We start from the raw sequence: 25138 nt of genomic DNA on the forward strand, positions 1-25138 counted from the left end.
TGTTGCGAATCACATGGTATGCTCGCAATACAATGAATTCCAGCGGTTTATGGATGCTTTTGGTTTATAAGACATGAACCAATGGTTTATGTAAGCGGTGGGGAGGGGCGCATGTACGACAGGCGTTTGGATGCGGTGATCGCCGCGGCGGAGACCGGCAGCTTCGCCAAGGCCGGCCGCAGGCTTCATATTTCGACGCCGGCGCTGGCCAAGCAGATCAATACGTTCGAGTCGGAATGCGGCGTGAGGTTTTTCACCCGATCCCGCACAGGAGTGGAACTGACGGCTGCGGGACGGGTGTTCGTGGAGGATGCGCGGCCGATCATGCGGCAGTGCGATGATGCGATCAGACGCGCGCGGTGGTTGGACGGCCAAGGGGATGGGGAGTCCTCGCCGGTGCGTCTGGGCGTTTCGACGCTCCGCTCCGGGCGTCGCGTGCTGGACCTATGGCAGCGCGACGGGGCGCCATACGGACATCCGCCTCGAGCTGGTCTCCATGCCGGATGATCGCAGTTCGATCGACGACATCATCGCGCATCTGGGGGAGGCGGTGGATGTGATCTCCACGGCCTTCGACGCCGACTACTGGCGGGGCGTCTGCGGGATGCTGCCGCTCGGCGACGAGCCCCTGTGCGTTGCGGTGCCACGCGACCATGCGCTGTCCCGTCGCGGGACGATCACGTTGGCCGATCTTGCCGGCACGCGCATCCGTCTGATGCGTCGCGGCCATGGCGGCAACGATCGCGCGCGCGAATTGCTGGAACGCATGCCGTCGATCGATCTGGTGGACATCGACCACTACGATCTGTCCACGTTCAACGATTGCGCCCAGGCCGGCGATCTGCTGATCTCCAAGCCCATGTGGGCCAATGTCCATCCGCAGCTCGTCAATGTGCCCGTCGATTGGGGCGAACGGGTGAGCCTGTCCTATGGGCTGCTGTACCCGCTGCGCCCGCAGCCGCAGGTCTGCGCGTTCGTGGGGCGGATCGGGCGGCTTGCGGGCGCAACGGATGCGGACTACTTGGACAGGAACGCCTTGTAGTTCTTCGCGGCTTCGGCCAGCGCCTCGTCGGTGATGCCGAAGGCGCCGTAGGTGGCGAAGGGCTTGACCCACGTCGCGCCGATGTAGTTGGCCGTGCCCTGGAACGGGATCAGGACCTGATCGATCGTGAAGCGGTTGGCACCGTCGGGCTGGTAGTTGGCCTCGGGGGAGCCGGTGGAGACGGCGACGGTGAACTCCTTGCCCTCGAAGGCGTGACCTTCGGAACCGTATGCCCAGCCATGCTCGAGCACCTGATCCTCCCAGGTCTTGAGCAGCGCGGAGGCGGAGAACCAGTACAGGGGGAACTGCAGGACGATGCGATCGGCCTGCTCGATGGCCTGCTGCTCGGCCTTCACGTCGATGTTGCCATCCGGGTAGAGCGCGTATTCGTTGCGCACGGTCACGTTGTCCAGTTCACCGGCGGCTTTGGCCAGCGCGGCGTTGACATGGGACTGGTCGAAGTTCGGGTGGAACAGCAGCACCAGGGTCTTCATGGTGGTCTCCTTTGCGACTATATTCTCAGCTGAGATATTTCGAAGTGAAATATCTGCATTCGATATTACTTTCGCAGACCATGCGGAGATTGAACGGGGGTTATGCTTCGGGCGAACGGTTGGGATGGGTCCGGTCACTGTGGGAATCGGTGGGCGCGAAACCCATCACAATGTCCCACGGTGAGGATTTTTATTCAACACCATGATGAATAAAATCGGGCATCGCCCGGCCGTGGTCGAATGATCCGGCCGTAAGAATGCAAGTGGAACCATACAAGAGGGGAACCATCATGACTTTCCTGCAATTCCATGACGTCGTGCGTCAATACGGCGAAGGGGAATCGGCGGTGCTGGCGCTGAACCACGCCACCTTCGACGTGGAGCAGGGGGAGCTCGCGGTCATCCTCGGCGCGTCCGGCGCCGGCAAATCGACCGCGCTGAACATTCTGGGTGGCATGGACCGCGCCACCTCCGGAAGCGTGGTGATCGGCGGCCGCGACCTCAGCCATGCGAGCGAGGCGGAGCTGACCGACTATCGCCGCTTCGATGTGGGCTTCGTCTTCCAGTTCTACAACCTCGTGCCCAACCTCACCGCCCTGGAGAACGTGGAGCTGGCCAGCCAGATCTGCCCGGACGCGCTGGATGCGCGCGAGACCCTGGTCAAGGTGGGACTGGGCGAGCGCTTGGGCAATTTCCCGGCCCAGCTGTCCGGCGGCGAGCAGCAGCGCGTGGCCATCGCCCGCGCTCTGGCCAAGAACCCCAAGCTCCTGCTGTGCGACGAGCCGACCGGCGCGCTTGACTACAACACCGGCAAGCAGATCCTCCAGCTTCTGCAGGACGCCTGCCGTCAGCGCGGCATCACCGTGGCGCTGGTCACCCACAATTCCGCGCTTGCGCCCATGGGCGACCGCCTGATCCGCTTCCGTTCCGGCAAGGTCACCGAGATCACCGCGAACGCGAATCCCACCCCCATCGCGGACATCGAGTGGTAGGAGGCGCGAATATGGCAACTCGCAGGAAGACCTCCCATGCGGCCATGTGGAAGGACGCATGGCGCGCGATCCGCGGCAACGGCAAGCGCTTCGCCGCCATCGCCGTGATCTGCGCGGTGGGCGTGATGATGATGGGCGGCCTGAGCTCGGTGAGCGTCGATCTCAAGGCCGGTCTGGACGAATTCTTCGACGGCCAGTCGATGCACGACGTGAGCATCGTCTCCACGCTTGGCTTGGACGATGACGACATCACCGCCCTGCGCGGCGTGGACAGCGTGGCCGATGCGGCCGGCGTCCGATCCGAAAGCGCGACCACCAAGGTGGACGGCAGGCAGGCCTCCGCCACCGTGACCGCGCTCAACGACCGCGGCCTCGACCTGCCGTACCTGACGGACGGACGTCTGCCCGAAGCCGCGCACGAGATCGCCGTCACCCGGCAGTACCTTGCGAACAGCGGCAAGGCCCTCGGCGACACACTGGAGTTCTCCCCGGACGCAGGCGCCACGGCCTCCGCGGCATCGTCGGCAAGCTCCGATTCGTCGGACGAGGATGCTTCCGACACCTTCGCGGACGGCGCGTATACCATCGTGGGCACGGTCGTCGATCCGAACGACATCGTGAACCCCGACGGCCCGCTGGCCCTGGTCTCCGGCACGAAGACCGTCTATGCGATGTTCGTCTCCGCTGACGCCGTCGCCGACGGGGACGCCCCCTACACGTCCGCCGTCGTCACCGTCTCCGGGGCGGCCGATCTGGACACCTACGGCACCGATTACGACGGTCTGCTCGCCGAGGCGAAATCCGGCATCGAGGCCATCGAGTCGGAGCGCACGCGGGCGCGCACCGAAACCGTGCGCGATGATGCCATTGATGCGGCCATGGCCTCCCTTGATTCCCAGCGCAAGGCCGTTGACGCTATGCCGGACGCCAATCCCATGAAGGCCGCGGCGAAGCAGAAGCTCGCCGACGCCGAGCAGGCGATTCGGGACAAGGTGAACGACGCCGTGCCGGACGCCCAGTGGATCGTCCGCGACCGCGCCGCCCTTACCAGCTACGCCGATGTCAAGACCGAAGGCGACATGATCGGACGTCTGGGCAAGCTGTTTCCGATCCTGTTCCTGGTGATCGCGATCCTGGTGAGCCTCACCGCCGTGGCACGCATGGTGGAGGAGGACCGCCAGCTGATCGGCACCTACAAGGCGCTCGGCTACACGCGGGGCGAAACCATGGTGAAGTACCTGATGTACTCGCTGGCCGCCTGTCTCGCCGGTGGTCTGCTGGGTGACCTGCTGGGCTTGATCGGGCTGCCGTTCGTGTTCACGCGGCGCATGCTCAAGATCCTCTATGTGCTGCCCTCGTACCCGCTGATCATCAACTGGACCGTGGGCGTGGGCGGCGTGCTGCTGTTCGTGGTGCTCATCTGCGGCAGCGCGATGGCCGTGTGCGCGAAGTCCCTGTCCCTCCAGCCCGCCGAACTGCTGCGTCCCAAGGCTCCCAAGGCCGGCCGGACCACCGTGTTCGAGCGCATCGGATTCGTGTGGAACCACCTGAGCTTCCTGGGCAAGGTGACCGCGCGCAACCTGTTCCGCTATAAGAGCCGCGCGCTCATGGTGATCGTCGGCGTGCTCGGCTGCACGGCCCTCATGACGGCCGGATTCGGCATGGCCAGCTCCGCGTTCACGCTCATACCCCGCCAGTTCGATGAGATCTCCACGTACGACGTGATGGCCATCACCAAGCCGGCCGACCACGACGACGCCCAGAGGGACCTCGACGCCGATGCTGCGGTATCCGGCACGCTGCCGCTGCATCTGGAATCCGGCACTCTGTCCGTGGCGTCCGGTTCCTCCTCGGCCGGCTCGTCCGACGGCGACGGCACGAAGCTCACCGCGCAGCTCATGGTCGTGCCCGACGGCGAATCGGTTGACGGCTACCTGAACCTGCACACCGCGGACGGCACTGCCCTGTCCCTGGACGATTCGGGTGCCATCGTGAGCGCGAGCGCGGCCAAGACCTTTGGTCTCGCGAACGGCGGTACGGTGAATCTTGCCGACGCCATGATGAACGCGGCGGATGTGACCGTCACCGGGGTGGCCCAGTACTACACCGGCAACGTGGTGATCATGACCGAGACGGCATGGCGCACCGCGTTCGATGTGGATGCGGACACGGACCTCGCCGTCAACGCCGATCTCATCAAGCTGGACGGCGACGCGGACGCCCGGATCGCGTTCGCGGACGGCCTTGCCTCGCAGGACAGGTATTTGTCCGTGTCGAGCTCCGATAAGCAGATGCGCGACTTCGCCAGAAGCTTCATGATCTTCTTCGTCATGATCGGCTTCATCGTGGCCATGGCCGCGATCCTGGCGGTGGTGGTGCTCTACACGCTCGCCAGCACGAACATCTCGGAGCGCGAGCGCGAGCTGGCCACGATCAAGGTTCTGGGCTTCCGCCGCCGCGAGGTCCACGGTTATGTGAACAAGGAGATGCTGCTGCTCTCCGCGATCGGCATCGCGCTCGGTCTGCCCTCCGGCCGTCTGCTGATCGGCGGGCTGCTGAGCATGCTCGACCTGCCGGGCATGAACATCGTGCCGAACGTGGCGTGGTACTGCTATGTGATCGCCGCCGCGCTGGCGTTCCTGTTCACCTGGCTGGTGAGCCGGGCCACGAACAGATCCCTTGATCGCATCGACATGGTCGGCGCGCTCAAGAGCCCGGAGTGACGGGTGCCTTCGTAAGGTGAATGCAGATGGGCCCTGAGGTCCGATCCCAGCGGGGTCGGGCTTCAGGGCCCATCTGCATTGAGGCTTATTTCAGGGAGTTGACCAGCTGTGCGATGGTCTCGGGTATGTGCGATTGGCGGATCAAAGGCGCGATGTCCCTGGGATTGCCGGCGGAGGGGGCCCATCCGAAGATGCCCAGAATGCCGCTGACGGCGAATTCCAGAGTGACCCGCTGCGCGTCGTCGAGCGTTTTCGGGTCGATCATGAGGATCCTCAGCCACACCTCGATGATGAAGTCCTTAAGCTGCCGGACGAGTCCCGGCGTGCTGTGCGGGCCGGCGATGAGGATTACCTTTCTTGCGCTGGCCAGATAATCCTGGTCGCTGATGAACCGGATGTACCCCTCTTCGGCCGTTGCGTCGGTGGGGCTGTGGATGATGCGCGCGATGAACGTGGACACCGCCGTCTTGGCGTACAGTGCGGCGATCGCATCGTCCGCCAATTCGGGGATGTTGGCGTAGTGGTAGTAGAACGCGCTGCGATTGAGACCGCTCGTGCGCGTGATGTCGCTTACGGTGATCTGGTCGTACGGCTTGGCGGCAAGCAGCTGCCAGAACGTCTCCTGCATCTTCTGCGTGGCGCTGACGTCGCCAGACTTCGGTCGTCCCATCGATGCCTCCGATGTGCTTGTGCGTGGTGATTCCCAATAACTAGACAGTATATCGAATTTTGGTGACGGCTTCCATACGGTGGCGGAGATGCGTATACTTGTCTTCAATTAGGACAATTGTTGTGGAAAGGGTTGGCATGTCGGATGGGGGAGATATCTCGGCGGATCGAGCGATCGGAGACCGTCTGGACCGGTTCTTCGACGAGTTGCACCGCATCGACGTGGCGCTCGCCGATTACTCGCGCCGCTTGGGCGTGGCGGACAGCGTGATGTGCGTGCTTGACTATCTCTACGACCATGACGGCGCCTCGCAGCGGGCGATCTGCGAATACACGATGTTGCCCCGGCAGACGGTCAACAATGTGGTTTCATCGCTGGTGGAACAAGGGTATGCGCGGCTTGAGGAGTCGGAGGGGGACCGACGTGTGAAGGCCGTGCGGTTCACCGAGGAGGGGCGTCGGCACTGCAATGCGCTGGTCGCCCCCGAGCGTGCCGCCGAGTATCGGGCGATGAGCGGGCTTGATCCCGCCCTGCGCGACGAGATGCTTCGCGGCATGGAGATCTTCGGCCGGGAATTCCGTCTTCAATTACGCAACGCGAAGGTGTGAATGGGGTCCCGGCGTCCCTTGAATTGACATTTGTCCCATATTGGGACAATATGGTGTTCCGTTGCATCGTGAACCGCAATCAGAGTCATGAAAGGAACCATGCATATGGAACCGCAATCCGCCGATCGTGCGTGGCGGAGCCGCGTGGCGCTGCTGCTCACCGGCCAGGCCTTCTCCCTGTTGGGGTCAAGCATCGTGCAATACGCCATCTGGTGGTGGATCGTCCTGCAGGAGCAGACCGGCACTGCGCTGCTCATGGCCACGCTGTTCGGCGTACTGCCCCAGGGCGTCGTCTCCATCTTCGGCGGCTCCTGGGCGGACCGGCACAACCGCAAACTGCTCATCATGCTGCCCGACCTCATCATCGCCGGCGTGACGGTCCTCCTGTCCGTGAGCTTTGCGACGGGCTGGGCCAACCTCGCCTTCATCTTCGTGGTGCTGCTCATCCGCTCGGCGGGCGCCGGCGTGCAGTCGCCGGCCGTCCAGTCGTTCATCCCGGATGTGACGCCCTCCGGCAAGCTGCTGCGCGTCAATTCGATCTTCAGCGTCATCAACTCGGCCAACATGATCGTCGCGCCCGCCGTGGCGGCAGTGCTCATCAACATGGTGCCGCTGTGGTCCATCCTGCTGGTGGATGTGACCACGGCCGTGATCGGCGTGGGCTTTGTGGCGATGATCAGGGCGCCGCGCAGGCGAACCGGCGACGGGGACGGATCCGGTCGCGGCCCGGCGCGCGTGGTCGCCGATCTGAAGGCCGGCCTGTCCTATGTGATGGGCCGCGCGCGTCTGCGGTCCACCATTCTGGCCGACGCGACCGTCTGTCTGATCTCCGTGGCACCCATGAACCTGACGCTGCTGCTCATGGCCCGCGAATACGAGGGCGTGGATCTGAACCTCTGGTTCGTGAATCTCTCCACCGCCTCGGACAAACTCGCCGCCAACGAACTCGGATGGAGCATCGGCATGCTGCTCGGCGGCGCGATCATGTCCACCATCGGCGCCAAGCTGATCCGCAATCCCATGCGCGTGGCCGCTTGGGGCATCGTGTTCTACGCCGTCACCGTGGTGGGGCTCGGAGTGGCTCCGGGGCTGCTGGCCTACCTCGTCATCGACGTGCTCAACGGCATCGCCACCGCCGTGTGCGCGGGTCCGCTGCGCACCGTCCTGCAGTCCGAATCCGACGAATCCATGGTGGGCCGCGTCTTCGGGCTGGACACCACGATGGCCACCTTCGCCATGCCGATCGGCATGGCCCTCTTCGCGCCGCTCGCGGACGTTATCCCCATCGCCGTCATCTTCATCGTGTGCGGCGTGGCCACCGTGCCCGTCGGCGTGTGGCTGTCCGTGCAGGAGCGCCGCACGTCGGCCGTGGGTGGCGAAGGGCATGTGGCTTGACTTCAAGCGCTTGAGGTTCGTAGCGTCGGAATCGTCCTGTACAAGCGTTGCAAACGAAAGGAACGATCATGACCCTGTCGAACAATCCGAGCGCCTTCCCGCTGGGTGACCCCAATGACGCCTATGCGCAGTATTTCGAAGGTCAAAGCTACCTTGCCCCGCTGGCGGCGGACGATCAGGTGAGCGTGGCCAACGTCACCTTCGAGCCCGGCTGCACGAACCACTGGCACATCCACCATGGGGTGTGCCAGATCCTGCTGGCGGTGGGCGGTCGCGGCTACTACCAGATCGAAGGCCATGACCCGGTCGAGCTCAAGCCGGGGGATGTGGCCTATATTCCGCCGGAAACCAAGCATTGGCACGGGGCCGCGCCCACCGAGGCGTTCGCGCACGTGGCCATCATGCCCAAGCGGGAGGGCGCCTCCAACGAATGGCTCGAGCCCGTGGACGAGGAGACCTACCGTCGGCTCTCCTGAGGGGCCGCGTGAGCCGCCCGCTATTCCCACACGTCGAGGCGGCGGTTCTTGAAGTAGAACTCCCGGTCCTTGTCCCCAATCGGCCTCGCCACCTCGCAAGGTGCGCCGTAGGCCACCGAATCGGCCGGGATGCTGTGGCTCACCACGGATCCCGCGCCGATCACGCAGTTGTCGCCGATCGTCACGCCGGGCAGGATCGTCACATTCGCGCCCACCCACACGTTGCGCCCGATCGTGACCGGGATCGCGTACACGTAGTGGTGTTCGCGCAGCACCGGCAGCACCGGGTGGCCGGCGGTCGCGATCACCACGTTGGGGCCGAACATGCAGTAGCTCCCGATCGTGATCTCGCCGTCGTCCACGCAGGTGAAGTTCGAGTTGCAGTACACGCCTCGGCCCATGCGCACATGGCGGAAGCCCCAGTTCGCGTGGGCCGGCGTCTCCACATGGCATCCCTCGCCGATCTCGGCGAACATCTCCCTGAGCAGCCGTGCCTTGCCCTCCACGTCCGTGGGATGGGTCTGGTTGAACTCCCAGAGCTTCTCCTGGTATTCGAGCTGGCCGCCCATGATGGACGGGTCGTCGTAGTGGTAGGGCAGCCCCTGCGCCCGCCGTGCCGCATTGTCCATGTCAAGCTCCTCAAACCGCTGTGGTCATGCATTTGTTTGCGCAATCATTGCGTGGACCAGTGTATCGGCTCGTGCGGTCCGCGTCGCGTCGCAATCGTCGTGTCCATGGCGCAATCGTCGGCTATCGGGCAATCGGGAACCCGTGCCGGTCCGCCTCGGTGATCGGTCGGATGACGCGTGCTGGCACCCCGCCCACGAGCGAGCCCTCCGGCACGTCACGGGTGACCACCGCCCCGGCCGCGATCACGCTGTTCGCGCCGATCGTCACGCCGGCCACGATCGTGGCGCCGCCGCACACCCACACGTTGTCGCCGATCGTGACCGGCAGACTGTGCTCCCACGCGGCCGTGCGCTCCGCCGCGTCGAAGGCGTGCTCGGGCGTGTAGATGCCCACGTTCGGGCCGAACCACACGTTGTTTCCGATCGTGACCGGGGCGCAGTCGAGGATGCAGCAGCCGGTGTTGGCATAGAAGTTGTCCCCGACGGACAGGTTGTAGCCGTAGTCGCAGTTGAACGGCGATTCGATCCAGCAGTTCGCGCCCACATGGCCGAACAAGCCGCGGATGATCTCCTCGCGCTCGGCGCGGCGCGTGGGGCGGATCGCGTTGAAGTCGAAGAGGACGTCCTTGGCGCGCTCGCGCTCCTCGGTGAGCTCGGGATCGGAGCTGACATAGTATTCGCCGGCGAGCATGAGCTCCTTCATGGAACGGCCGTCGGTGGTTGCGGATGCGGTGCTGGTGTTGCTCGTATCAGTCATGCGTACGATCGTACACGATGTGGTGGTACGAATGTATCCATCGATGCGTATGGTCATACGCATGACCGAAACAGCACCAGCCGCCGTACGGGGGCGGCGGCTTGACCCCGATCGCAAGCAGCGCATCATCGACGCGTGCCTGAAGGTGGTTGCCGAACGCGGCGTGGCGGGCACCTCGCATCGCGTGGTCGCCGCGGCGGCCGGGGTTCCGCTCGGCTCAATGACCTACCATTTCGCGGGCATGGAGGACCTGCTGCACCAGGCGTTCGACCAGTTCGCACGGAGGAGCGCCGCCCGCTTCGCCGCGCGCATGCGGGCCACGGGCTCGCCCCGGGATGCGTGCGAGGCGATCGCCGCATACATCGAGGAGGATCCGCTGTTCGCCGGGGGCGACCTGAACATCAACCTCGAGCTGTACACCATTGCGGCGCGTGATCCCGCCTACCGGGACATCACCGACCATTGGATGGCCTCGAGCAGGGCGGAGATAGGCCGATTCTTCGATCCCGCCACCGCATCCGCGCTCGACGCGATGATCGAGGGACTCACGCTGCACCGCGCCCTGGGCACCGGGTGGCAGGATCCGGCGGCGCTGCGCGAGGCCATCCGTCGCGTGGCTTTCGGGGAGACGTCTGGAGCGCGATGATGGAGCCGGGTCGGCCGGCGTTCAGGCGGTAATGGCCTGCGCGTAGTCACGCGCCGCACGAGCGACCTGCTCGTCCGTGAGATTGAAGGTGTCGTACACGGCGAACGGTTTGATCCAGGGCATGCCCACGTACTTCGCCGTGATTTCCATCGGCACGAGCACCTCGCCCATGGTGTGCCCGTGGTCGCCTTCGGCAGTGTAGCGGTCGGACGTGCTGCCCGCCGTCACCGCGCACATGAGCTCTTTGCCCTCCAAACGTCCTCCGCCCTCGCCGTACGCCCATCCGAGCGCGAGCACCTCGTCCTCCCACTGCTTGAGCAGCGCGGGGGAGGAGTACCAGTAGACGGGGAACTGCCAGACCACGCGGTCGGCGCGGATCAGGGCATCCTGCTCGGCGGTCACGTCGATGCGAAGATCGGGGTAGAGCGCGTATTCGTCGCGCACGGTCACGCCCGGCGTATCCGCGGCCGCATGGGCCAGCGCCCGGTTGATACGGGACGCGCCTTCCAGATCCGGATGGAAGACCAGCACCAGCACGTTCTTGGACATGGAAAGCTCCTTTGTGATTCCTGCGGGCCGCGTTGCGGTCGCGCCCGCACTGCGATCATTCTATCGTTCGCTCAGGCCCTCCAGCAGCCGGCCGATGCCATCTCGCACGGATGCCCTGGGGCAGGCCACGTTGATGCGCAGGAAGTTGCGCCCGTTGCCGCCGAAATGGCCGCCGGGGGAGAACATCACGCCGTGCTCGCGCGTGAGCCAATCGCACAGTTCGTCCGTGTCCCGGAACCTTGCGGGCGCGGATGCGGGGACGGCCGACGGGCCATCAATGAACGCCGAGCAATCCAGCCACAGCAGATAGGTGGCGGGCCCCTCGCACAGGGCCACGCGTCGATCGGCGGGCGCGGATGCGTTGTATGTGGCGATCATCCGCGCCGCCTCGTGTTTGTTGCCCGCCAGATACCCGCGCAGCGCATCCAGCCACGGTCCGCCCTGCGTGAATGCCGCGACGGCCGCGTCGATCGCGAAGGCGTTCGGCTCGCCCACCTCGTCGGTGTTGATCCCGCGCCACACCTTGTGCCGCAGCGCCGGATCCGGTACCAGCACCGCGGCGGTGTGCAGACCTGCGATGTTGAACGCCTTGGTGGGGGCGAGGCAGGTCGCCGAAATCGATCGGCACTCCTCGTTCACCGAGGCGAACGGCACATAGCCGTGGCCCGGGTCGGTCAGATCGCAGTGGATCTCGTCGCTGATCACCGTCACATGGTGCTTGGCGCACAGCGATCCGAAGCGGGCCAGCGTGTCCCGATCCCAGATCGCGCCGGTGGGATTGTGCGGGTTGCACAGGATCATCAGCGTGGTCTGCGGATCGGCGAGCTTCGCCTCCAGGTCGGCCCAGTCGATCGTGTAGCGCCCGGTCGCGCCATCTGCCGACCGTTCGTAGCGCAGCGGCGATTGCAGCGCGTTGCGGCCGTTGTTGAGGATCGAGTTGAAGAAGATGTTGTAGACCGGCGTGAGGATCACCACGTTCTCCGCCGGGGTGGTGAGCTTGCGCACCATGCTGGAGATGGCCGGGATCACGCCCGTGGTGAAGACCAATTCCTCCGGGCGGATGGTGAGCCCGTGCCGGGCACCCCACCAGTCGGCGTACGCCCGTGCCCATTCGTCCGGGACCGTGGAATAGCCGAACACGCCGTTGGCCGCCCGGCGGGCGATGGCCTCGCGGACGGCCGGCGCGGTGGGAATGTCCATGTCCGCCACCCACATGGGCAGCGCGCCGTCGGCCTCCTCCCATTTGAGAGCGTGCGTGCCGGAACGATCCACCCGAACGTCGAAGTCGAATGCTTCGGATGCGGGTGCGATCGGGTTCCCCGCCGTTGTCTTCCCGGTCATCATGCGGTCTCGATCCTCGTGGCGGACGGGTCCACGCGCGCAGCGTCCAAGGTGAGCTCGTCGATCGCCTCCGCGCGGATCACGCCGCCGGAGGGGTTGATCACGCTGCCGATGCGCGAATCCACGGTGACGTCCACCGTGGAGTACTCGAAGGCGCGCGTGGTGTTGAGGAGGCGGCAGTTCACCAGCTTGAGGTTCTCCACGTAGCACAGGCCCTGCAGGCTTTCGATCGTGCAGTCCACGAATGTGAGGTTCCGGGAGTTCCATCCCAGATACTCGCCGGAGATGTAGGAATGCTCCACGGTCACGTTCTCGGTGTTCCAGAAGGCGTCCTTGGACACGAGCCGCGCATTGCGGACCGTGATGTCGCGCGCCCCATCGAACGGGTAGTTGCCCACCAGGCGGAAGTTGTCCGCCGTGACCCGCTCGCAGTTCATGCCGAAGTAGTCCCCCTTGGCGACCACGTTGTCCAGCGTGGCGTCCGTGCAGCTCCACAGCGTCTCCTCGGCGTGGGTGAGGTCCACGTTGCGCAGAGTCAGGTCCCGGCAGCGGCGGAAGTTCTTCGGGGCCTCGATCGTTGAGTCCTCCACGAGCAGGTGGTTCGTGTACCAAACGCCGGCGCGGCCCATTTCGAACCAGGTGCATCGGCGCGCGATGACGTTCTCGCAGTACCACAATGGGTACTTCCATTGGAACGAGCACCCGATCAGCTCGATGTCCCGTGCATGCTTGAGCGGTGATTCGCCATCGGCGAAAATGGTGTCGACGTATGTGGTGTTGCGCGCGAAGAACGCCGCTCGCTCGCCGGTGAGCAGCTGCTGGCTGACGGTCGCCCGTTCGTCGCCGCGTTGCAGGGTTTCGGTCACGATCTTCCCTCTTTCGATGGTCCGTGGTGATATGTGCCTACACGGGCAGTCTTAGTGACTTCGAGCACTTGAAGTCAAGCGGTGGGCCGGGGGATCGGGGCCGGGGTTTCCGGGGCTGGGACAATGCATGGTGCGGCTGCCGCGAATGGATGGAAGCTATGCGCGGCAGCCGCACCGGATGGGCTACATGGTCAGGGTGTCGGATTCGTTGTATTCGCTTGTGTCCGTGCTGGAGCTGGAGGAACCGGAGTTCGAAGCGGAGCCGTTGGAGGAGCCGGACTTCCCGTTGCCTGAGCCGGACGAGGAGCCGGAACCGTTGCCGTTGCCGGACTGCCCGTTGCCGGATTGGTTGGAGCCGTTGCCCGACTGTCCGCCCATGCCTCCGCTCGGCGGCTGGCCCATGCCGTTGCCGTCAGAGGATCCGTTGCCCGAATTGGACCCGGAGGAGCCTGAGCCGGACGAGGATCCGTCGGACTGGCCGTTGCCGTCGAATCCGCCGTTGCCGGAGCCTCCGCCCGGCATCTGCATCTGCTGGCCCGAGCCCGTTCCGGAGTCCGATCCGCCGACCGCCGCGACGGCCGCGGAGCCGGCGGCCCCTCCGATCAGTCCGCAGACCAGCGACACCGCGCCGATCGCCGCCCAGAGCTTGCCGCCGATCTTGGCCGCGCCGCCGTCCTGGCGGGTGGCCGGCGCATACGGTCCCGGCTGCATGGGCTGGGCGGGCTGCGCCGGGGCGTACTGGCCCCATGCCGGCTGCGTGCCGTTGACCGGCGGAACGGGTGCGGTCTGGCTGTATTGGGCGGTCTGCTGGGTCTGGATCGGCTGGGTTTGCGGGGCTCCGCCGGTCGGGGACGGGCTCGCGTTGCCGGTGCCGTTGAAGAGTCCGTTGTTGGTTGCGTTGCCCGTGTTGTTGGTGTTACCCGTGTTGTTTTCGGTCATGATTGGTCCTTTCGCGTTATGCGACGAATGTGGTGGATGATTGAAGTGGGTGATGGGCGGCCGGCGGCGGATCGTGTTCCGCCGCTAGGCCATGGTCCACGATGTGGAGGTGCCGAACTGGTCGTCGTATGCGGTGCGGTCGATGGTCTCGTCGGCGATTTCGGTGTCGGTCCCTGCCTCCACGGTCGTGGAGTAGGAGCCCGTCACGGTCACCGTCACATCGCTTGTGCCGCTGACGACGGTCTGTCCGTCGGCCACGATCGTCACCGTCCTGCCGGATGCGTCGACCACCTTGCCGCCGGATGCGACGTTGAGTGCGGAGATCGTGGTGTCCCCGGTCACCACCCATGTCGAGGTGCCGTCCACGTTCACGCAGATCGGCGCTTCGGACGTTGAGCCGGAGCCGGCGGAGGCGTTCTCGGTGATCGACGCCGATCCCGTCCAGGTGCTGCCCTCGAGCAGATACAGGTTCACCGTGGAGATCGTGTCGGCGGTCACGTCGCCCTCGAGCGTCTGGGCGCGGCCGGTGAAGTTCACGGTCGCGCCGTTCGATCCGGCGGATCCCCAGTTGTTCGCGTCGTTGCCGGAGGCGTTGATCAGCGTGGCTTTCGAGGTGTCGAAGTCGAGCGTGGTATTGGAGAGCACCACGTCGGCGGTGGTGTTGGTGAAGTAGAACATCGAGCCCGATTCGATCGCCGACTTCAGGGTGGAGTCCACGGCCTGGAAGGTGGCGTGCTGACCGGTGGAGGATTCGGCGTCGCCCGATGTGGACTGGTAGATGATCACGCCGTTGGCGATCGGATCGGAGCCGGTGCGGTCGGTGTTGGTGCTCTCCAGTGTGGAGTCCTTGATCAGAATCGTGTTGTAGCCCTCCATGCCGGCGATCTGGCTGTCGGTGGAGGTACCGGTCACGTTGCTCACCTGCACGTCGCCGGTCGAGTACAGCAGCGGGGATCCGGAACCCGCCGTGGACAGGGTCGAGTCGGTCACGGAAACCGATCCGCCGCCGCGGTCGGTGGCCACTGTGGCGCTGTGATCGCCCTGGGTGCTGGCGGTGACGTTGCCCGCGAGGATCGTGCCGGAGTAGGTGGCGTCGAGGCCGCGCGAGTTGTCCGCCGTGGTCTCGATCGTCGCGCCTCGGACCAGCGCGGTGCCCGAATCGGTGGCGAAGACGCCGTTCGATCCGGACCCGGATGCGGTCAGCCGGGTGCCGTCCAGCACCAGCGTGGAGCCTTCGCCAACCGTAAGCGCGATGGAGTTCGTGCCGTAGAAGTTGCTGTTGTCGTCGTTCGACCCGTCGCCGGACTTGGCGAGCGTGCCGCCGTTCAGGGTGAGCGTCCCGCCGTTTTGCGCCAGGGCGGCGTTCTGGTCCGTGTCCGAGGCGCTGATCGTTTCGCCGCTGGATGACTGCGAGGATCCGTCGGCGGTGATCGCGCCGGAGTAGGAGCCCGTGTAGTCGTAGGTCATGGTGTTCGCGCCGCCCATGCCGCCCGTCCCGTTCGGGGCGTGCCCATGGCGGATTGGCTGCCGCCGGCGGACGTGGTGGCGCTGCCCGTTATGGCGGTGCCGATCGCCCCGGCGGCGAATCCGGCGGTCAGGGAGGCCGCCATGACGATGGCGACGAGTTTGCCGGTGACCAGGGAAGGGGTCTGCGGGGCATGCGCCGCCGCGATGGTGTTCCTGTTCATAATCGACCGTCCTTTCGTGTTCGATGCCTCCATTGAACGGTCTGCGCCTCGGCGCTTGTCCAAAGTCCACGCAATGTGCGCTAGGGGGTTGGGCAAGAGTCTCTGGACGTTGTCTGGGAGGTTTCTGGATTGTGCTGCGGGTGCATGGCAATGAAGCTGCGGGCATGGGAGTCGGGGCATGGACGGGTATACGAACGGCGGCCGGTGGCGGACGAAACCCCAAAGGGCTATCGTTCGCCACCGACCGCTTGGAGGCAGGATGGGTGCGGATGTCAATTGGCCGCCCCGGTCGATGACGCAAACTGGGCGGATCGGTTCATCCAGACCGCAAAATCGGCCTCTGAATGAACCGATCCGCCCAGTTTGCGAATGCTATGATCGGTTTCGCCCAGTCTGTGCTGCACACCGGGCCGGCGGGATCTCGAATCAGGAGGCGCGCGTTTCGCCTGATCCGCCCTGCGAGGCTCCACCGGAACGCCCGATGGAGCCGTCGGAGGAGCCGCTGCCGGACATCCTCACATGTCGGCTGAATCCTCCGGAATGGGAGCCGCCGTCGAACGATGAGACCAGCGCCGCGCTTGCCGCTCCGCCGGCCAGACCGAAGACCAGCGCGCCTGCGGCGAAGATGGCCCAGACCTTCCTGTCGATCGACTTGAATGCCAGCGTCCATGCGCCCGGAGCCTTGTTCGGCTTCGGACCGGCGACCGTGGGAATCGGCGCGCTTGGGGTGGATGCGCCTGGGATGGATGCGGCAGGTGCGGCGGGGGAGGGCTGGCTGGGCTGGGGAATCCGTGCGGCTTGGGGCTGTGCGCCTTGGACAGGTTCCGCGGAGACGGGTTGCGGCGGCTGCGCAGCCTGTGGGGATTGCGCAGCCTGAGCCGGCTGCATGGGCTGCGTCGGCTGATCCTGCGGGGTGGGTTGGTCGGAGGCTTCAGAGCGCTTGGCGGGTGTGGGATCCGCGGCGATCGCCTTCGTCCTGTCGAAGTCGGCTGCGTTGCCGTCTGCCGAATCTCCGGAGACCTTGGCGGGGTTGTTGCCCCCATTGACGGTATTGGTCATGATTGGTCCTTTCGTTGATGGCGGGGTTGATGGTGGAGATGGCGGGGCTCCGGATAGCTCGATCACACGGTGATCGGCGCCTCATCCGAGGAGTCGCCCACCGCCTCCTCGAACTGGCTGACGGTGGTGGCCTGCCGCGCGGGGGAGTCATCCACCTGCGCGGTTGAGGCGACCGCGAACCCCATCGCAAGGGCGGCGGCCAACAGGAGCGCGGCGGCGATGCCGGCGAATCGACGCGGCCCGGAGCCATGGAGTCGGGATGATTGGTGTGAATTGATGTTGGCGTTCATGCTGGCCATCCTTTCGTGGGGTTGCCTTCGATTGAACGCGCTGCTCCCCAATGCGGCCTGCGCCAACGCTTGGGAAAGCCTTCGGCGTCGCCCGGAATCATCTGTCCGAAGCCTGCGCATCGGCTGAGAAGCGGGCGTGCGGGCGGGGAACGATTGCTCCTGGCCATGATGCGACGCGCTGTATGCGGGTTGTGGCATAATAGCCAAGGCAATTTTTGGGTTTGCCCCATACGCTAGTTTGAAAATAGGTGAATAACGTGGCACAGACTACCAACGACATCAAGAATGGTTCCGTCCTCAACCTGGACGGCAAGCTCTGGACCGTCATCAAGTTCCAGCATGTGAAGCCCGGCAAGGGCCCGGCCTTCGTCCGCACCACCATTAAGGACGTCCTGACCGGCAAGATCGTGGACAAGACCTTCAACGCCGGCATGAAGATTCAGTTCGAGACCGTGGACAACCGCAACCTCCAGTACTCCTACGAGGACGGCGACAACTTCGTGTTCATGGACATGGAGACCTACGACCAGACCTACATCCCCAGAGAGCTCGTTGGCGATCAGGCCAAGTTCCTGCTCGAGGGCACCGACTGCATCGTCTCCTTCCATGATGGCAACCCGCTGAACGTCGAACTGCCGGCCTCCGTGGTGCTCGAGATCACCCACACCGAGCCCGGCCTGCAGGGCAGCCGGTCCACCGCCGGCACCAAGCCCGCGACCGTCGAGACCGGCGCCGAGATCCAGGTCCCGCTGTTCATCAACGAGGGCGACAAGGTCAAGGTCGACACCCGCGACGGCTCCTACATCGGCCGCGAGAACTGATTCTCAACCGAGGACCACAAGGAGAAAGCTTCACATGGCACGTTCCACCGCTCGCAAGAGGGCGCTGAATACGTTGTACGAAGCGGATGAGAAGGGACAGGATATCCTGTCCCTTCTTGCTGAACGCATCGAACATCCCGGCGCGCAGACCCCCCTTCCCGAATACGCCATCGAGATCGTGCGTGGCGTCGCCGAGCACCGTCGCGACATCGACGGCGTTCTCAATGCCCGGTCCACCAGCTGGAAGGTCAGCCGCATGGCCGTCGTGGACCGCAACATCCTGCGCATCGGCGTGTGGGAGATCCTGTTCAACGACGATGTGCCGGACATGGTGGCCATCGACGAGGCGCTGACGCTGGCGAAGTCCCTGTCCGACGCCGATTCGCCCAGCTTCATCCACGGCCTGCTGTCCGCCGTGTGCTCCGAGGAGAAGCCCCTGCGCGAGGCGCGCAAGGCCAAGGAGGAGGCGGAGGCCGCGCAGGAGTCCGAGGCGGCTGAGACGGCCGATGGATCCGAAGGCGCCGATGGCGAGGACACCGCCGCGGACACGCCCGCGGAGGACTCCGAAACCGCCGGGACGCAGGCCGACTGAGCGTCCGCGCCGGCGATTATGGTAAGTACGAATAACTTGAAATAACAAGGGGGTTGTGGTGAACCTGAGCTTTTCCCCGGAGGATGCCGTCCTCGTTCTGGAGGACGGACAGGTCTACGTCGGCGAGCCGTTCGGCGCGTGCGGCGCGACCACTGGAGAGATCGTGTTCGCGACCGGCATGACCGGCTACCAGGAAACGTTGACCGATCCCAGCTATGACCGCCAGATCGTGGTGCAGACCTTCCCGCACATCGGCGATACCGGCGTCAATCGCGAGGATCCCGAGTCGAGCCGCATCTGGGTGGCCGGCTACGTGGTTCGCGATCCCAGCCCGGTCGTCAGCAACTGGCGCGCCACCGGCAGCCTGGACGACGATCTGATCGCCGAGGGCATCGTGGGCATCAGCGGCATCGACACCCGCAAGCTGGTGCGCCACCTGCGCAGCGCGGGCGTGATGCGCGCCGGCATCTTCTCCGGCGAGGAGCTTGTGGACGCGGACGGCCGCGAAAAGACCGTGGAGCAGCTGCTCGAGCGCGTCAAGGCCACCCCCCAGATGCAGGGCCTGAGCCTGTATAACGAGGTGAGCACCAAGGCCATGTACACGGTGGAGCCGTGCGGCGACTTCGAAGGCAAGGAGCCGCTGTTCACCGTCGCCGCCGTGGATCTGGGCATCAAGGGCATGACCCCGCACCGCATGGCCGAGCGCGGCTGCCGCGTGCACGTGGTCCCCTCCACCATCACGTTCAGCGAAATTCAGGAGCTCAACCCGGATGGCGTGTTCTTCTCCAACGGTCCGGGCGATCCGGGCGAGGCGGATGCCGTCGTGGACCTGCTGCGCCAGGTGCTGGACGCCGGCTATCCGTTCTTCGGCATCTGCTTCGGCAACCAGATTCTGGGCCGCGCGCTCGGTTTCGGCACGTATAAGCTCAAGTTCGGCCATCGTGGCATCAACCAGCCCGTAATGGACCTGACCACCGGCAAGGTGGAGGTCACCGCGCACAACCATGGCTTCGCCGTGGACGCCCCCAAGGGCGAGCCGGTCGCCTCCCCGTATGCGGACGGCAGGTACGGCAAGGTGCGCGTGAGCCACATCGACCTCAACGACGATGTGGTGGAGGGCCTGCAGTGCCTGGACATCCCCGCGTTCTCCGTGCAGTACCACCCCGAGGCGGCCGCCGGCCCGCACGACGCCGCCTATCTGTTCGACCGTTTCGTCGACCTGATGAAGAGCTCCAAGGAAGGTAAGTGACACATGCCCAAGCGCACTGACATCAAGTCCGTGATGGTCATCGGCTCCGGCCCGATCGTCATCGGACAGGCCGCCGAGTTCGATTATTCCGGCACGCAGGCCTGCCGCGTGCTGCGTGAGGAGGGCATCCGCGTCATCCTCGTGAACTCCAACCCGGCCACTATCATGACCGATCCGGAGATGGCCGACGCCACCTACATCGAGCCGATCGCCACCCCGATCCTCGAGAAGATCATCGCCAAGGAGCGCCCCGACGCGCTGCTGCCCACGCTGGGCGGCCAGACGGCCCTGAACGCCGCGATGGCGCTGGGCGAGGCCGGCATCCTCAAGAAGTACGGCGTCGAGCTGATCGGCGCCTCCCTTGAGGCGATCGACCGCGGCGAGGACCGCGAGCTGTTCAAGAAGGTCGTGGACGAGGCCGGCGCCGAGTCGGCCCGTTCGGACATCGCCCACTCCCTCGAGGAGGTGGACCGCATCGCGGAGCGTTTCGGCTACCCGCTGGTCGTCCGTCCGAGCTTCACCATGGGTGGCCTCGGCTCTGGCATCGCGCACAACGAGGAGGAGCTGCACCGCATCGCCGGCGCCGGCATCCACTACTCGCCCACGGACGAGGTGCTGATCGAGGAGGGCATCGAGGGCTGGAAGGAATTCGAGCTCGAGCTCATGCGCGACCGCAACGACAACGTGGTGGTCGTCTGCCCCATCGAGAACGTGGACCCGGTGGGCGTCCACACCGGCGACTCCATCACCGTGGCCCCCTGCTTCACTCTCACCGACCGCGAGTACCAGAAGCTGCGCGACATCGGCATCGCGATCATCCGCGGCGTGGGCGTGGACACCGGCGGCTGCAACATCCAGTTCGCCGTGCATCCGCAGACCGGCCGCATCATCGTCATCGAGATGAACCCGCGCGTCTCCCGCTCGTCCGCCCTGGCCTCCAAGGCCACCGGCTTCCCGATCGCCAAGATCGCCACCAAGCTGGCCCTCGGCTACACGCTGGACGAGATCCGCAACGACATCACCCAGTCCACGCCGGCCTCCTTCGAGCCGACCATCGACTACGTGGTCACCAAGGTGCCGCGCTTCGCGTTCGAAAAGTTCCCGGGCGCCGATCCGAGGCTCACCACCTCCATGAAGTCCGTCGGCGAGGCCATGGCCCTCGGCGGCAACTTCCAGGAGTCCCTTGGCAAGGCCATGCGCTCCATCGACAAGCGTCACATGGGCTTCAGCTGGGATGGCGACAAGCCTTCCGAGGCGGAGGTCGCCGAGCTGCTCGAGGCCATCAAGGTCCCCACCGAGCACCGCTACCTGCAGATCCAGCGCGCCATGTGGGGCGGCGCCACGCCCGAGCAGATCCACGCGGCTACCAAGATCGACCCGTGGTTCGTGGAGCAGCTGCGCCGCATCAACGAGACCGCCCTTGCGGTGCGCGACGCCGAGACCCTGACCCCGCGCCTGCTGAAGAAGGCCAAGCTGGCCGGCCTGTCCGACCTGCAGATCGCCCATCTGCGCGGTCTGGGGGACGAGGGTGAGAACACCGTGCGCGAGCTGCGCTGGAGCTACGGCCTGCGTCCGGTCTACAAGACCGTGGACACCTGCGCCGCCGAGTTCGACGCGGTCACGCCGTACTACTACAGCTGCTACGCCGACGAGTCCGAGCTGCGCCCGCGCGACCGCGAGGCCGTGATCATCCTCGGCTCCGGCCCCAACCGCATCGGTCAGGGCATCGAGTTCGACTACACCTGCGTGCACGCGGTGCAGGAGCTCGGCAAGGACTACGACACGATCATGGTCAACTGCAACCCCGAGACCGTGTCCACCGACTACGACATGTCCGATCGCCTGTACTTCGAGCCGCTCACCTTCGAGGACGTGCTTGAGATCTACGAGGCGGAGAAGAAGATGGGCCCGGTCAAGGGCGTGATCGTGCAGCTCGGAGGCCAGACCCCGCTGTCGCTCGCCGCACGTCTGAAGGCCGCCGGCGTGCCGATCCTCGGCACCACTCCGGAATCCATCGATCTTGCGGAGAACCGCGAGCTCTTCGGCGAGGTCCTGGCCCGCGAGCACATGAACGCCCCGCGCTACGGCACCGCCCTGAGCCTCGAGGAGGCCCGCGAGGCCGCCCACAACATCGGCTACCCGGTGCTGGTGCGCCCGAGCTACGTGCTCGGCGGCCGCGGCATGGAGATCGTGTACGACGACAGGCAGCTGACCAAGTACGTCAACCGCGCGCTCGACGAGGCGAAGGCCGACACGGTCGTCTCCGGCAGGCTCCCCAGCCCGCTGCTCATCGATAAGTTCCTGCAGGACGCCATCGAGATCGACGTGGACGCCCTGTTCGACGGCGAGGAGCTGTACATCGGCGGCATCATGGAGCACATCGAGGAGGCCGGCGTCCACTCGGGCGACGCGGCCTGCACGCTGCCCCCGTGCACGCTGTCCGACGACCAGATCCGCAGGCTTCGCGAGGGCACCTACGCCATCGCCAAGGGCTGCGGCGTCAAGGGACTGGTCAACGTGCAGTACGCCTTCATGGCGAACACGCTGTACGTGATCGAAGCCAACCCGCGCGCCTCCCGCACCGTGCCGTTCGCCTCGAAGGCCACCGGCGTGGCGCTGGCCAAGGCCGCCGCGCGCATCATGGTGGGTGAGACCATCGCCGACCAGCGCGCCAACGGTCTGCTCCTGCCCAAGGGCGACGGCGGCATCATCCGCCCGGGCCAGCAGGTGGCCGTCAAGGAGTCCGTGCTGCCGTTCAAGCGTTTCCGCACCCCCGTGGGCAAGACCGTGGACATCCTCCTCGGCCCGGAGATGCGCTCGACCGGCGAGGTCATGGGCTTCGACCGCGACTTCCCGCACGCCTTCGCCAAGAGCCAGCTCGCCGCGTATGACGGCGGCCTGCCCACCAAGGGCAACGTGTTCATCTCGGTGAACGACGCGGACAAGAAGCAGCTGCCGCTCATGGCCGTGCGACTGGTGGAGCTTGGATTCACGATCTGGGCCACCGAGGGCACCGCCTCCGTGCTGAGCCGCTACGGCATCGACTCGAAGATCGTGGACAAGATCAACACGCGCGTCGACTCCGATCCGGAAGCCCCGGTGAAGGTCACCCACGCGCGCGGCTCGGTGGGCAAGAACGTCGTCGAGCTCATCGAGGACGGCCAGATCGACATGATCCTCAACACGCCGAACTCGCGTGGCTCCCGCTCGGACGGCTACTCCATCCGTGCAGCCGCCATTGCAGCGGATCTGCCCCAGTTCACCACCATGACCGAGTTCTCGGCCGTGCTGCTGGCGATCGAGGCCGTGCGCAATAATGACTATCAGATCATGAGCATTCAGGAACATTCCAAGCAGCTCTTCGAGCTAGAAAGCCGTGAATTCTGATGGACACAATCGGTGGGGCAGAACAGAATGCAATGAAGTCGGACTTCGGTCTGCGACTCAGGAAGTGCATGGACCAATACGGTCCGTTATGTGTGGGCATCGACCCGCACCGGAAGATCCTCACCGATTGGGGGTACAACGTGGACGCGGAGGGCGCCGAGCTCTTCGCCATGCGCATGCTCCAGGCCGCACACGGCAGGGCCGCGGCGGTCAAATTCCAGGCGCCCATGTTCGAGCGCTACGGGGCCAAGGGCTTCGCGGCGCTCGAGCGGGTGCTCTATGCGGCGCGTCAGATGGGCATCATCACCATCGTCGACTGCCTGCACGGTGGCCTGTCCACCACCATCTCCGCCATCGCGGACGCCTACTTCAAGCCGGGTGCCCCGCTGCTGGCCGACGCGATCACCCTGCTGCCGTATTACGGCGCGCGATCGCTGTCCGGTCTGATCGAAGAGGCCCTGGACAACGGCCGCGGCGTGTTCATCGCCTCCCTGACCTCCAACGAGGAGGGCGCGAGCCTGCAGACCGCCATTCGCCAGAGCGGCGACTACAAGGGCAAGACGGTCGCCTTCGGCATCGCGGCGACCGCCCAGAAGCACAATCAGGGCGTTGAGGGCATGGGCTCCGTCGGTCTGATCATCGGCGCGACCATCGGCCAGTGGATAAAGGACGCCGGCGTCGATCCGGCCAAGTTCACCGGCCCGATCCTGTCTCCTGGCTACGGCTGGCAGGGCGCCGAGGCCAAGGACCTGAAGACCGTGTTCAAAGGCACCAAGGGCAACGTGCTCGTCACCGTGTCCCGCTTCATCGCCTCGCACGGCCCGGACATCGCCATGCTGGCGCAGGCCACCGAGTCTATCGCGCTCGATGTGCGTCAGGCGCTGCTTGAGGCCACCGAGGAGCCTGATGATTACGAGGAGTCCGCGACGCTGGCCGCCTTTGATACGCCTTCGTCCTCATCTTCGGCACCCGTGACGCCCGACGCTCCCGTTCCGGTTGCGGTTGCGGTTCCGACTGATGCCGCTGCGGCCGCGACCGATGCGAAAGAGACGAAGCCGGTCGAAGATACCGCTGCGACGGCTGAACCGTCTGCGAAGCCCGATTCGGCCCCCGCTCCCGCTGCCTCTGCCTCCGACACGGGTGAGGACGAGGACGAGACGAAGACGCCGGCGACGGATTCCGAGCCCGCTCCCGCGGTCCGTCCCGCCCAGTCTAGCCCGGCGAGTCCCGCCGGAACCCGCTGACGTTTTTTGCAGTCGGCGCAATATTCGCCACAGTTCTTAGAAAGGACGCAGTTTGACCTCCACCTCCAGCTCTTCGTCGCATGTCACCGGTCGCCTTCTGGTGCTTACCGGACCCACCGCGGTGGGCAAGGGGACGGTGGAGGCCAAACTGCGCGCCGATCACCCCGAGGTGTGGGTGTCGGTTTCCGCCACCACGCGCGCCCCGCGTCCCGGCGAAGTGAACGGCGTGAACTACTGGTTCATGACCGATGACGAGTTCCTCGCCAAGGAGCGGGCGGGGGAGTTCCTTGAGACCGCCGTGGTCCACGGCATGGCTCACTATGGCACTCCGCTTGCCCCGGTCAAGGAGCATCTGGCCGCCGGCGTGCCCACCATTCTTGAGATCGACCTTCAGGGAGCCCGTCGCGTCAAGCAGCGCGCCGCCGAGCTTGGTCTGGAGGTCGTCTACGTGTTCATCGCGCCGCCGAGCTTCGAGGAACTCAAGCGCCGTTTGATCGGCCGCGGCACCGAAACCCCGGAGCAGCAGGCGCGCAGACTCGAAACCGCCAAGGTGGAGCTTGCCGCCGAATCCGAATTCGATGTGACGATCGTCAACAACACCGTCGACGAAGCCGCCGCCGAGCTCTGGCACCTCATCGCGCAGGAGTATGGTCTGGCGGAGTAAGACGCCGAGCTTCCCCG

The 25138-nt window shown here is 65.5% G+C and carries 25 protein-coding genes and 1 pseudogene; 14 read left to right on the forward strand and 12 right to left on the reverse strand.

The genetic code is table 11. The features are described from left to right. Positions 1-111 precede the first annotated feature (111 nt). Both EMO90_RS12315 and EMO90_RS12320 read left to right on the forward strand, forming a co-directional pair. Complete coding sequence (locus tag EMO90_RS12315) at positions 112-507, forward strand: LysR family transcriptional regulator (RefSeq protein WP_223849666.1); 396 nt, start codon at positions 112-114, stop codon at positions 505-507. Further along, positions 497-1042, forward strand: a complete 546-nt coding sequence (locus EMO90_RS12320; protein ID WP_223849665.1) for a LysR family transcriptional regulator substrate-binding protein — start codon at positions 497-499, stop codon at positions 1040-1042. The genes EMO90_RS12315 and EMO90_RS12320 overlap by 11 nt, the downstream gene beginning before the upstream one ends. On the opposite strand, the gene EMO90_RS02450 is transcribed toward EMO90_RS12320, so the two are convergent. Beyond that, the gene (locus tag EMO90_RS02450) at positions 1018-1536 is read right to left on the reverse strand and encodes an NAD(P)H-dependent oxidoreductase (RefSeq protein WP_150353297.1); all 519 of its coding nucleotides are present in this window, start codon (positions 1534-1536) and stop codon (positions 1018-1020) included. The two genes, EMO90_RS12320 and EMO90_RS02450, sit on opposite strands and share 25 nt — an antisense overlap. A gap of 290 nt (positions 1537-1826) precedes the next feature. Between EMO90_RS02450 and EMO90_RS02455 the strand changes: the two genes are divergently transcribed. Together EMO90_RS02455 and EMO90_RS02460 are read left to right on the forward strand one after the other, a co-directional pair. Next, positions 1827-2528 (forward strand): ABC transporter ATP-binding protein, encoded by a 702-nt coding sequence (locus EMO90_RS02455; protein WP_150353296.1) that lies wholly within the window; start codon positions 1827-1829, stop codon positions 2526-2528. Between the two features lie 11 nt (positions 2529-2539). Next, positions 2540-5251, forward strand: coding sequence for an ABC transporter permease (locus EMO90_RS02460; RefSeq protein ID WP_150353295.1), 2712 nt, complete (start codon positions 2540-2542; stop codon positions 5249-5251). Between the two features lie 85 nt (positions 5252-5336). Here the strand turns inward: EMO90_RS02460 and EMO90_RS02465 are convergent, their stop codons facing one another. After that, the gene (locus tag EMO90_RS02465) at positions 5337-5921 is read right to left on the reverse strand and encodes a TetR/AcrR family transcriptional regulator (protein ID WP_150353294.1); all 585 of its coding nucleotides are present in this window, start codon (positions 5919-5921) and stop codon (positions 5337-5339) included. Positions 5922-6058: 137 nt separating this feature from the next. On the opposite strand from EMO90_RS02465, the gene EMO90_RS02470 reads away from it, so the two are divergent. The 3 genes from EMO90_RS02470 (at position 6059) to EMO90_RS02480 (ending at position 8400) form a co-directional block, all read left to right on the forward strand. Next, entirely contained in the window at positions 6059-6529 is a 471-nt protein-coding gene (locus EMO90_RS02470) for a MarR family winged helix-turn-helix transcriptional regulator (protein WP_150353293.1), read from the forward strand. Between the two features lie 105 nt (positions 6530-6634). After that, positions 6635-7924 (forward strand): MFS transporter, encoded by a 1290-nt coding sequence (locus EMO90_RS02475; protein ID WP_223849664.1) that lies wholly within the window; start codon positions 6635-6637, stop codon positions 7922-7924. 68 nt (positions 7925-7992) lie between these two features. Further along, positions 7993-8400 (forward strand): cupin domain-containing protein, encoded by a 408-nt coding sequence (locus EMO90_RS02480; protein ID WP_150353291.1) that lies wholly within the window; start codon positions 7993-7995, stop codon positions 8398-8400. Between the two features lie 20 nt (positions 8401-8420). Here EMO90_RS02480 and EMO90_RS02485 read toward each other — a convergent pair whose 3' ends face one another. Next, a complete protein-coding gene (locus EMO90_RS02485; RefSeq protein ID WP_150353290.1) occupies positions 8421-9029 on the reverse strand; it encodes a sugar O-acetyltransferase in 609 nt (202 codons plus the stop codon). A gap of 121 nt (positions 9030-9150) precedes the next feature. Further along, positions 9151-9786, reverse strand: coding sequence for a sugar O-acetyltransferase (locus EMO90_RS02490; RefSeq protein WP_150353289.1), 636 nt, complete (start codon positions 9784-9786; stop codon positions 9151-9153). A gap of 61 nt (positions 9787-9847) precedes the next feature. Here EMO90_RS02490 and EMO90_RS02495 point away from each other — a divergent pair, with 61 nt between their 5' ends. Beyond that, complete coding sequence (locus EMO90_RS02495; protein WP_150353288.1) at positions 9848-10432, forward strand: TetR/AcrR family transcriptional regulator; 585 nt, start codon at positions 9848-9850, stop codon at positions 10430-10432. Between the two features lie 21 nt (positions 10433-10453). Here EMO90_RS02495 and EMO90_RS02500 read toward each other — a convergent pair whose 3' ends face one another. The 8 genes from EMO90_RS02500 to EMO90_RS02530 all read right to left on the reverse strand — a co-directional run bounded on the left by EMO90_RS02500 (position 10454) and on the right by EMO90_RS02530 (position 17164). Then, positions 10454-10981 (reverse strand): NAD(P)H-dependent oxidoreductase, encoded by a 528-nt coding sequence (locus EMO90_RS02500; protein ID WP_150353287.1) that lies wholly within the window; start codon positions 10979-10981, stop codon positions 10454-10456. Positions 10982-11041: 60 nt separating this feature from the next. After that, complete coding sequence (locus EMO90_RS02505) at positions 11042-12325, reverse strand: MalY/PatB family protein (RefSeq protein WP_223849663.1); 1284 nt, start codon at positions 12323-12325, stop codon at positions 11042-11044. Next, entirely contained in the window at positions 12322-13188 is an 867-nt protein-coding gene (locus EMO90_RS02510) for a DUF3737 family protein (protein ID WP_223849662.1), read from the reverse strand. Before EMO90_RS02510 ends, EMO90_RS02505 begins: the two co-directional genes overlap by 4 nt. A gap of 183 nt (positions 13189-13371) precedes the next feature. After that, entirely contained in the window at positions 13372-14127 is a 756-nt protein-coding gene (locus EMO90_RS02515; RefSeq protein WP_150353286.1) for a hypothetical protein, read from the reverse strand. An 84-nt stretch (positions 14128-14211) separates the two neighbouring features. Next, the gene (locus EMO90_RS02520; RefSeq protein ID WP_223849661.1) at positions 14212-15612 is read right to left on the reverse strand and encodes a beta strand repeat-containing protein; all 1401 of its coding nucleotides are present in this window, start codon (positions 15610-15612) and stop codon (positions 14212-14214) included. Continuing rightward, a complete protein-coding gene (locus tag EMO90_RS12325) occupies positions 15591-15815 on the reverse strand; it encodes a hypothetical protein (protein ID WP_223849660.1) in 225 nt (74 codons plus the stop codon). The genes EMO90_RS02520 and EMO90_RS12325 overlap by 22 nt, the downstream gene beginning before the upstream one ends. 426 nt (positions 15816-16241) lie before the next feature. Further along, complete coding sequence (locus EMO90_RS02525; RefSeq protein ID WP_150353285.1) at positions 16242-16874, reverse strand: hypothetical protein; 633 nt, start codon at positions 16872-16874, stop codon at positions 16242-16244. Between the two features lie 62 nt (positions 16875-16936). Further along, positions 16937-17164: a hypothetical protein gene (locus EMO90_RS02530; RefSeq protein WP_150353284.1), complete on the reverse strand. Its 228-nt coding sequence runs from the start codon at positions 17162-17164 to the stop codon at positions 16937-16939. A 257-nt stretch (positions 17165-17421) separates the two neighbouring features. Between EMO90_RS02530 and efp the strand changes: the two genes are divergently transcribed. The 6 genes and pseudogenes from efp (at position 17422) to gmk (ending at position 25121) form a co-directional block, all read left to right on the forward strand. Further along, a complete protein-coding gene (efp, locus tag EMO90_RS02535) occupies positions 17422-17985 on the forward strand; it encodes an elongation factor P (RefSeq protein ID WP_150353283.1) in 564 nt (187 codons plus the stop codon). A 34-nt stretch (positions 17986-18019) separates the two neighbouring features. Beyond that, positions 18020-18577 carry a transcription antitermination factor NusB gene (gene nusB, locus EMO90_RS02540; RefSeq protein WP_150353282.1) on the forward strand — a complete coding sequence of 186 codons (558 nt, stop codon included), beginning with the start codon at positions 18020-18022 and terminating at the stop codon, positions 18575-18577. A 58-nt stretch (positions 18578-18635) separates the two neighbouring features. Continuing rightward, the gene (gene carA / locus EMO90_RS02545) at positions 18636-19826 is read left to right on the forward strand and encodes a glutamine-hydrolyzing carbamoyl-phosphate synthase small subunit (protein ID WP_223849659.1); all 1191 of its coding nucleotides are present in this window, start codon (positions 18636-18638) and stop codon (positions 19824-19826) included. Between the two features lie 3 nt (positions 19827-19829). Continuing rightward, on the forward strand, positions 19830-23213 hold the full coding sequence (gene carB / locus EMO90_RS02550; protein WP_150353280.1) for a carbamoyl-phosphate synthase large subunit: 3384 nt from the start codon (positions 19830-19832) through the stop codon (positions 23211-23213). Between the two features lie 68 nt (positions 23214-23281). Beyond that, positions 23282-24115: pseudogene (pyrF, locus tag EMO90_RS02555) on the forward strand (orotidine-5'-phosphate decarboxylase); the annotation flags it as partial. 394 nt (positions 24116-24509) lie between these two features. Then, positions 24510-25121, forward strand: a complete 612-nt coding sequence (gene gmk / locus EMO90_RS02560; RefSeq protein WP_150353279.1) for a guanylate kinase — start codon at positions 24510-24512, stop codon at positions 25119-25121. Positions 25122-25138: the final 17 nt, after the last annotated feature.

The organism is Bifidobacterium vespertilionis (assembly GCF_008698145.1).
GTDB lineage: Bacteria > Actinomycetota > Actinomycetes > Actinomycetales > Bifidobacteriaceae > Bifidobacterium > Bifidobacterium vespertilionis.

What these genes read in the sequence shown, in the direction of transcription:
- EMO90_RS12315 (WP_223849666.1), top strand. Translation starts at nt 112, where the DNA reads ATGTACGACAGGCGTTTGGATGCGGTGATCGCCGCGGCGGAGACCGGC.
- EMO90_RS12320 (WP_223849665.1), top strand. Translation starts at nt 497, where the DNA reads ATGCCGGATGATCGCAGTTCGATCGACGACATCATCGCGCATCTGGGG.
- EMO90_RS02450 (WP_150353297.1), bottom strand. Translation starts at nt 1,536, where the DNA reads ATGAAGACCCTGGTGCTGCTGTTCCACCCGAACTTCGACCAGTCCCAT.
- EMO90_RS02455 (WP_150353296.1), top strand. Translation starts at nt 1,827, where the DNA reads ATGACTTTCCTGCAATTCCATGACGTCGTGCGTCAATACGGCGAAGGG.
- EMO90_RS02460 (WP_150353295.1), top strand. Translation starts at nt 2,540, where the DNA reads ATGGCAACTCGCAGGAAGACCTCCCATGCGGCCATGTGGAAGGACGCA.
- EMO90_RS02465 (WP_150353294.1), bottom strand. Translation starts at nt 5,921, where the DNA reads ATGGGACGACCGAAGTCTGGCGACGTCAGCGCCACGCAGAAGATGCAG.
- EMO90_RS02470 (WP_150353293.1), top strand. Translation starts at nt 6,059, where the DNA reads ATGTCGGATGGGGGAGATATCTCGGCGGATCGAGCGATCGGAGACCGT.
- EMO90_RS02475 (WP_223849664.1), top strand. Translation starts at nt 6,635, where the DNA reads ATGGAACCGCAATCCGCCGATCGTGCGTGGCGGAGCCGCGTGGCGCTG.
- EMO90_RS02480 (WP_150353291.1), top strand. Translation starts at nt 7,993, where the DNA reads ATGACCCTGTCGAACAATCCGAGCGCCTTCCCGCTGGGTGACCCCAAT.
- EMO90_RS02485 (WP_150353290.1), bottom strand. Translation starts at nt 9,029, where the DNA reads ATGGACAATGCGGCACGGCGGGCGCAGGGGCTGCCCTACCACTACGAC.
- EMO90_RS02490 (WP_150353289.1), bottom strand. Translation starts at nt 9,786, where the DNA reads ATGACTGATACGAGCAACACCAGCACCGCATCCGCAACCACCGACGGC.
- EMO90_RS02495 (WP_150353288.1), top strand. Translation starts at nt 9,848, where the DNA reads ATGACCGAAACAGCACCAGCCGCCGTACGGGGGCGGCGGCTTGACCCC.
- EMO90_RS02500 (WP_150353287.1), bottom strand. Translation starts at nt 10,981, where the DNA reads ATGTCCAAGAACGTGCTGGTGCTGGTCTTCCATCCGGATCTGGAAGGC.
- EMO90_RS02505 (WP_223849663.1), bottom strand. Translation starts at nt 12,325, where the DNA reads ATGATGACCGGGAAGACAACGGCGGGGAACCCGATCGCACCCGCATCC.
- EMO90_RS02515 (WP_150353286.1), bottom strand. Translation starts at nt 14,127, where the DNA reads ATGACCGAAAACAACACGGGTAACACCAACAACACGGGCAACGCAACC.
- EMO90_RS02520 (WP_223849661.1), bottom strand. Translation starts at nt 15,612, where the DNA reads ATGGGCGGCGCGAACACCATGACCTACGACTACACGGGCTCCTACTCC.
- EMO90_RS12325 (WP_223849660.1), bottom strand. Translation starts at nt 15,815, where the DNA reads ATGAACAGGAACACCATCGCGGCGGCGCATGCCCCGCAGACCCCTTCC.
- EMO90_RS02525 (WP_150353285.1), bottom strand. Translation starts at nt 16,874, where the DNA reads ATGACCAATACCGTCAATGGGGGCAACAACCCCGCCAAGGTCTCCGGA.
- EMO90_RS02530 (WP_150353284.1), bottom strand. Translation starts at nt 17,164, where the DNA reads ATGAACGCCAACATCAATTCACACCAATCATCCCGACTCCATGGCTCC.
- nusB (WP_150353282.1), top strand. Translation starts at nt 18,020, where the DNA reads ATGGCACGTTCCACCGCTCGCAAGAGGGCGCTGAATACGTTGTACGAA.
- carB (WP_150353280.1), top strand. Translation starts at nt 19,830, where the DNA reads ATGCCCAAGCGCACTGACATCAAGTCCGTGATGGTCATCGGCTCCGGC.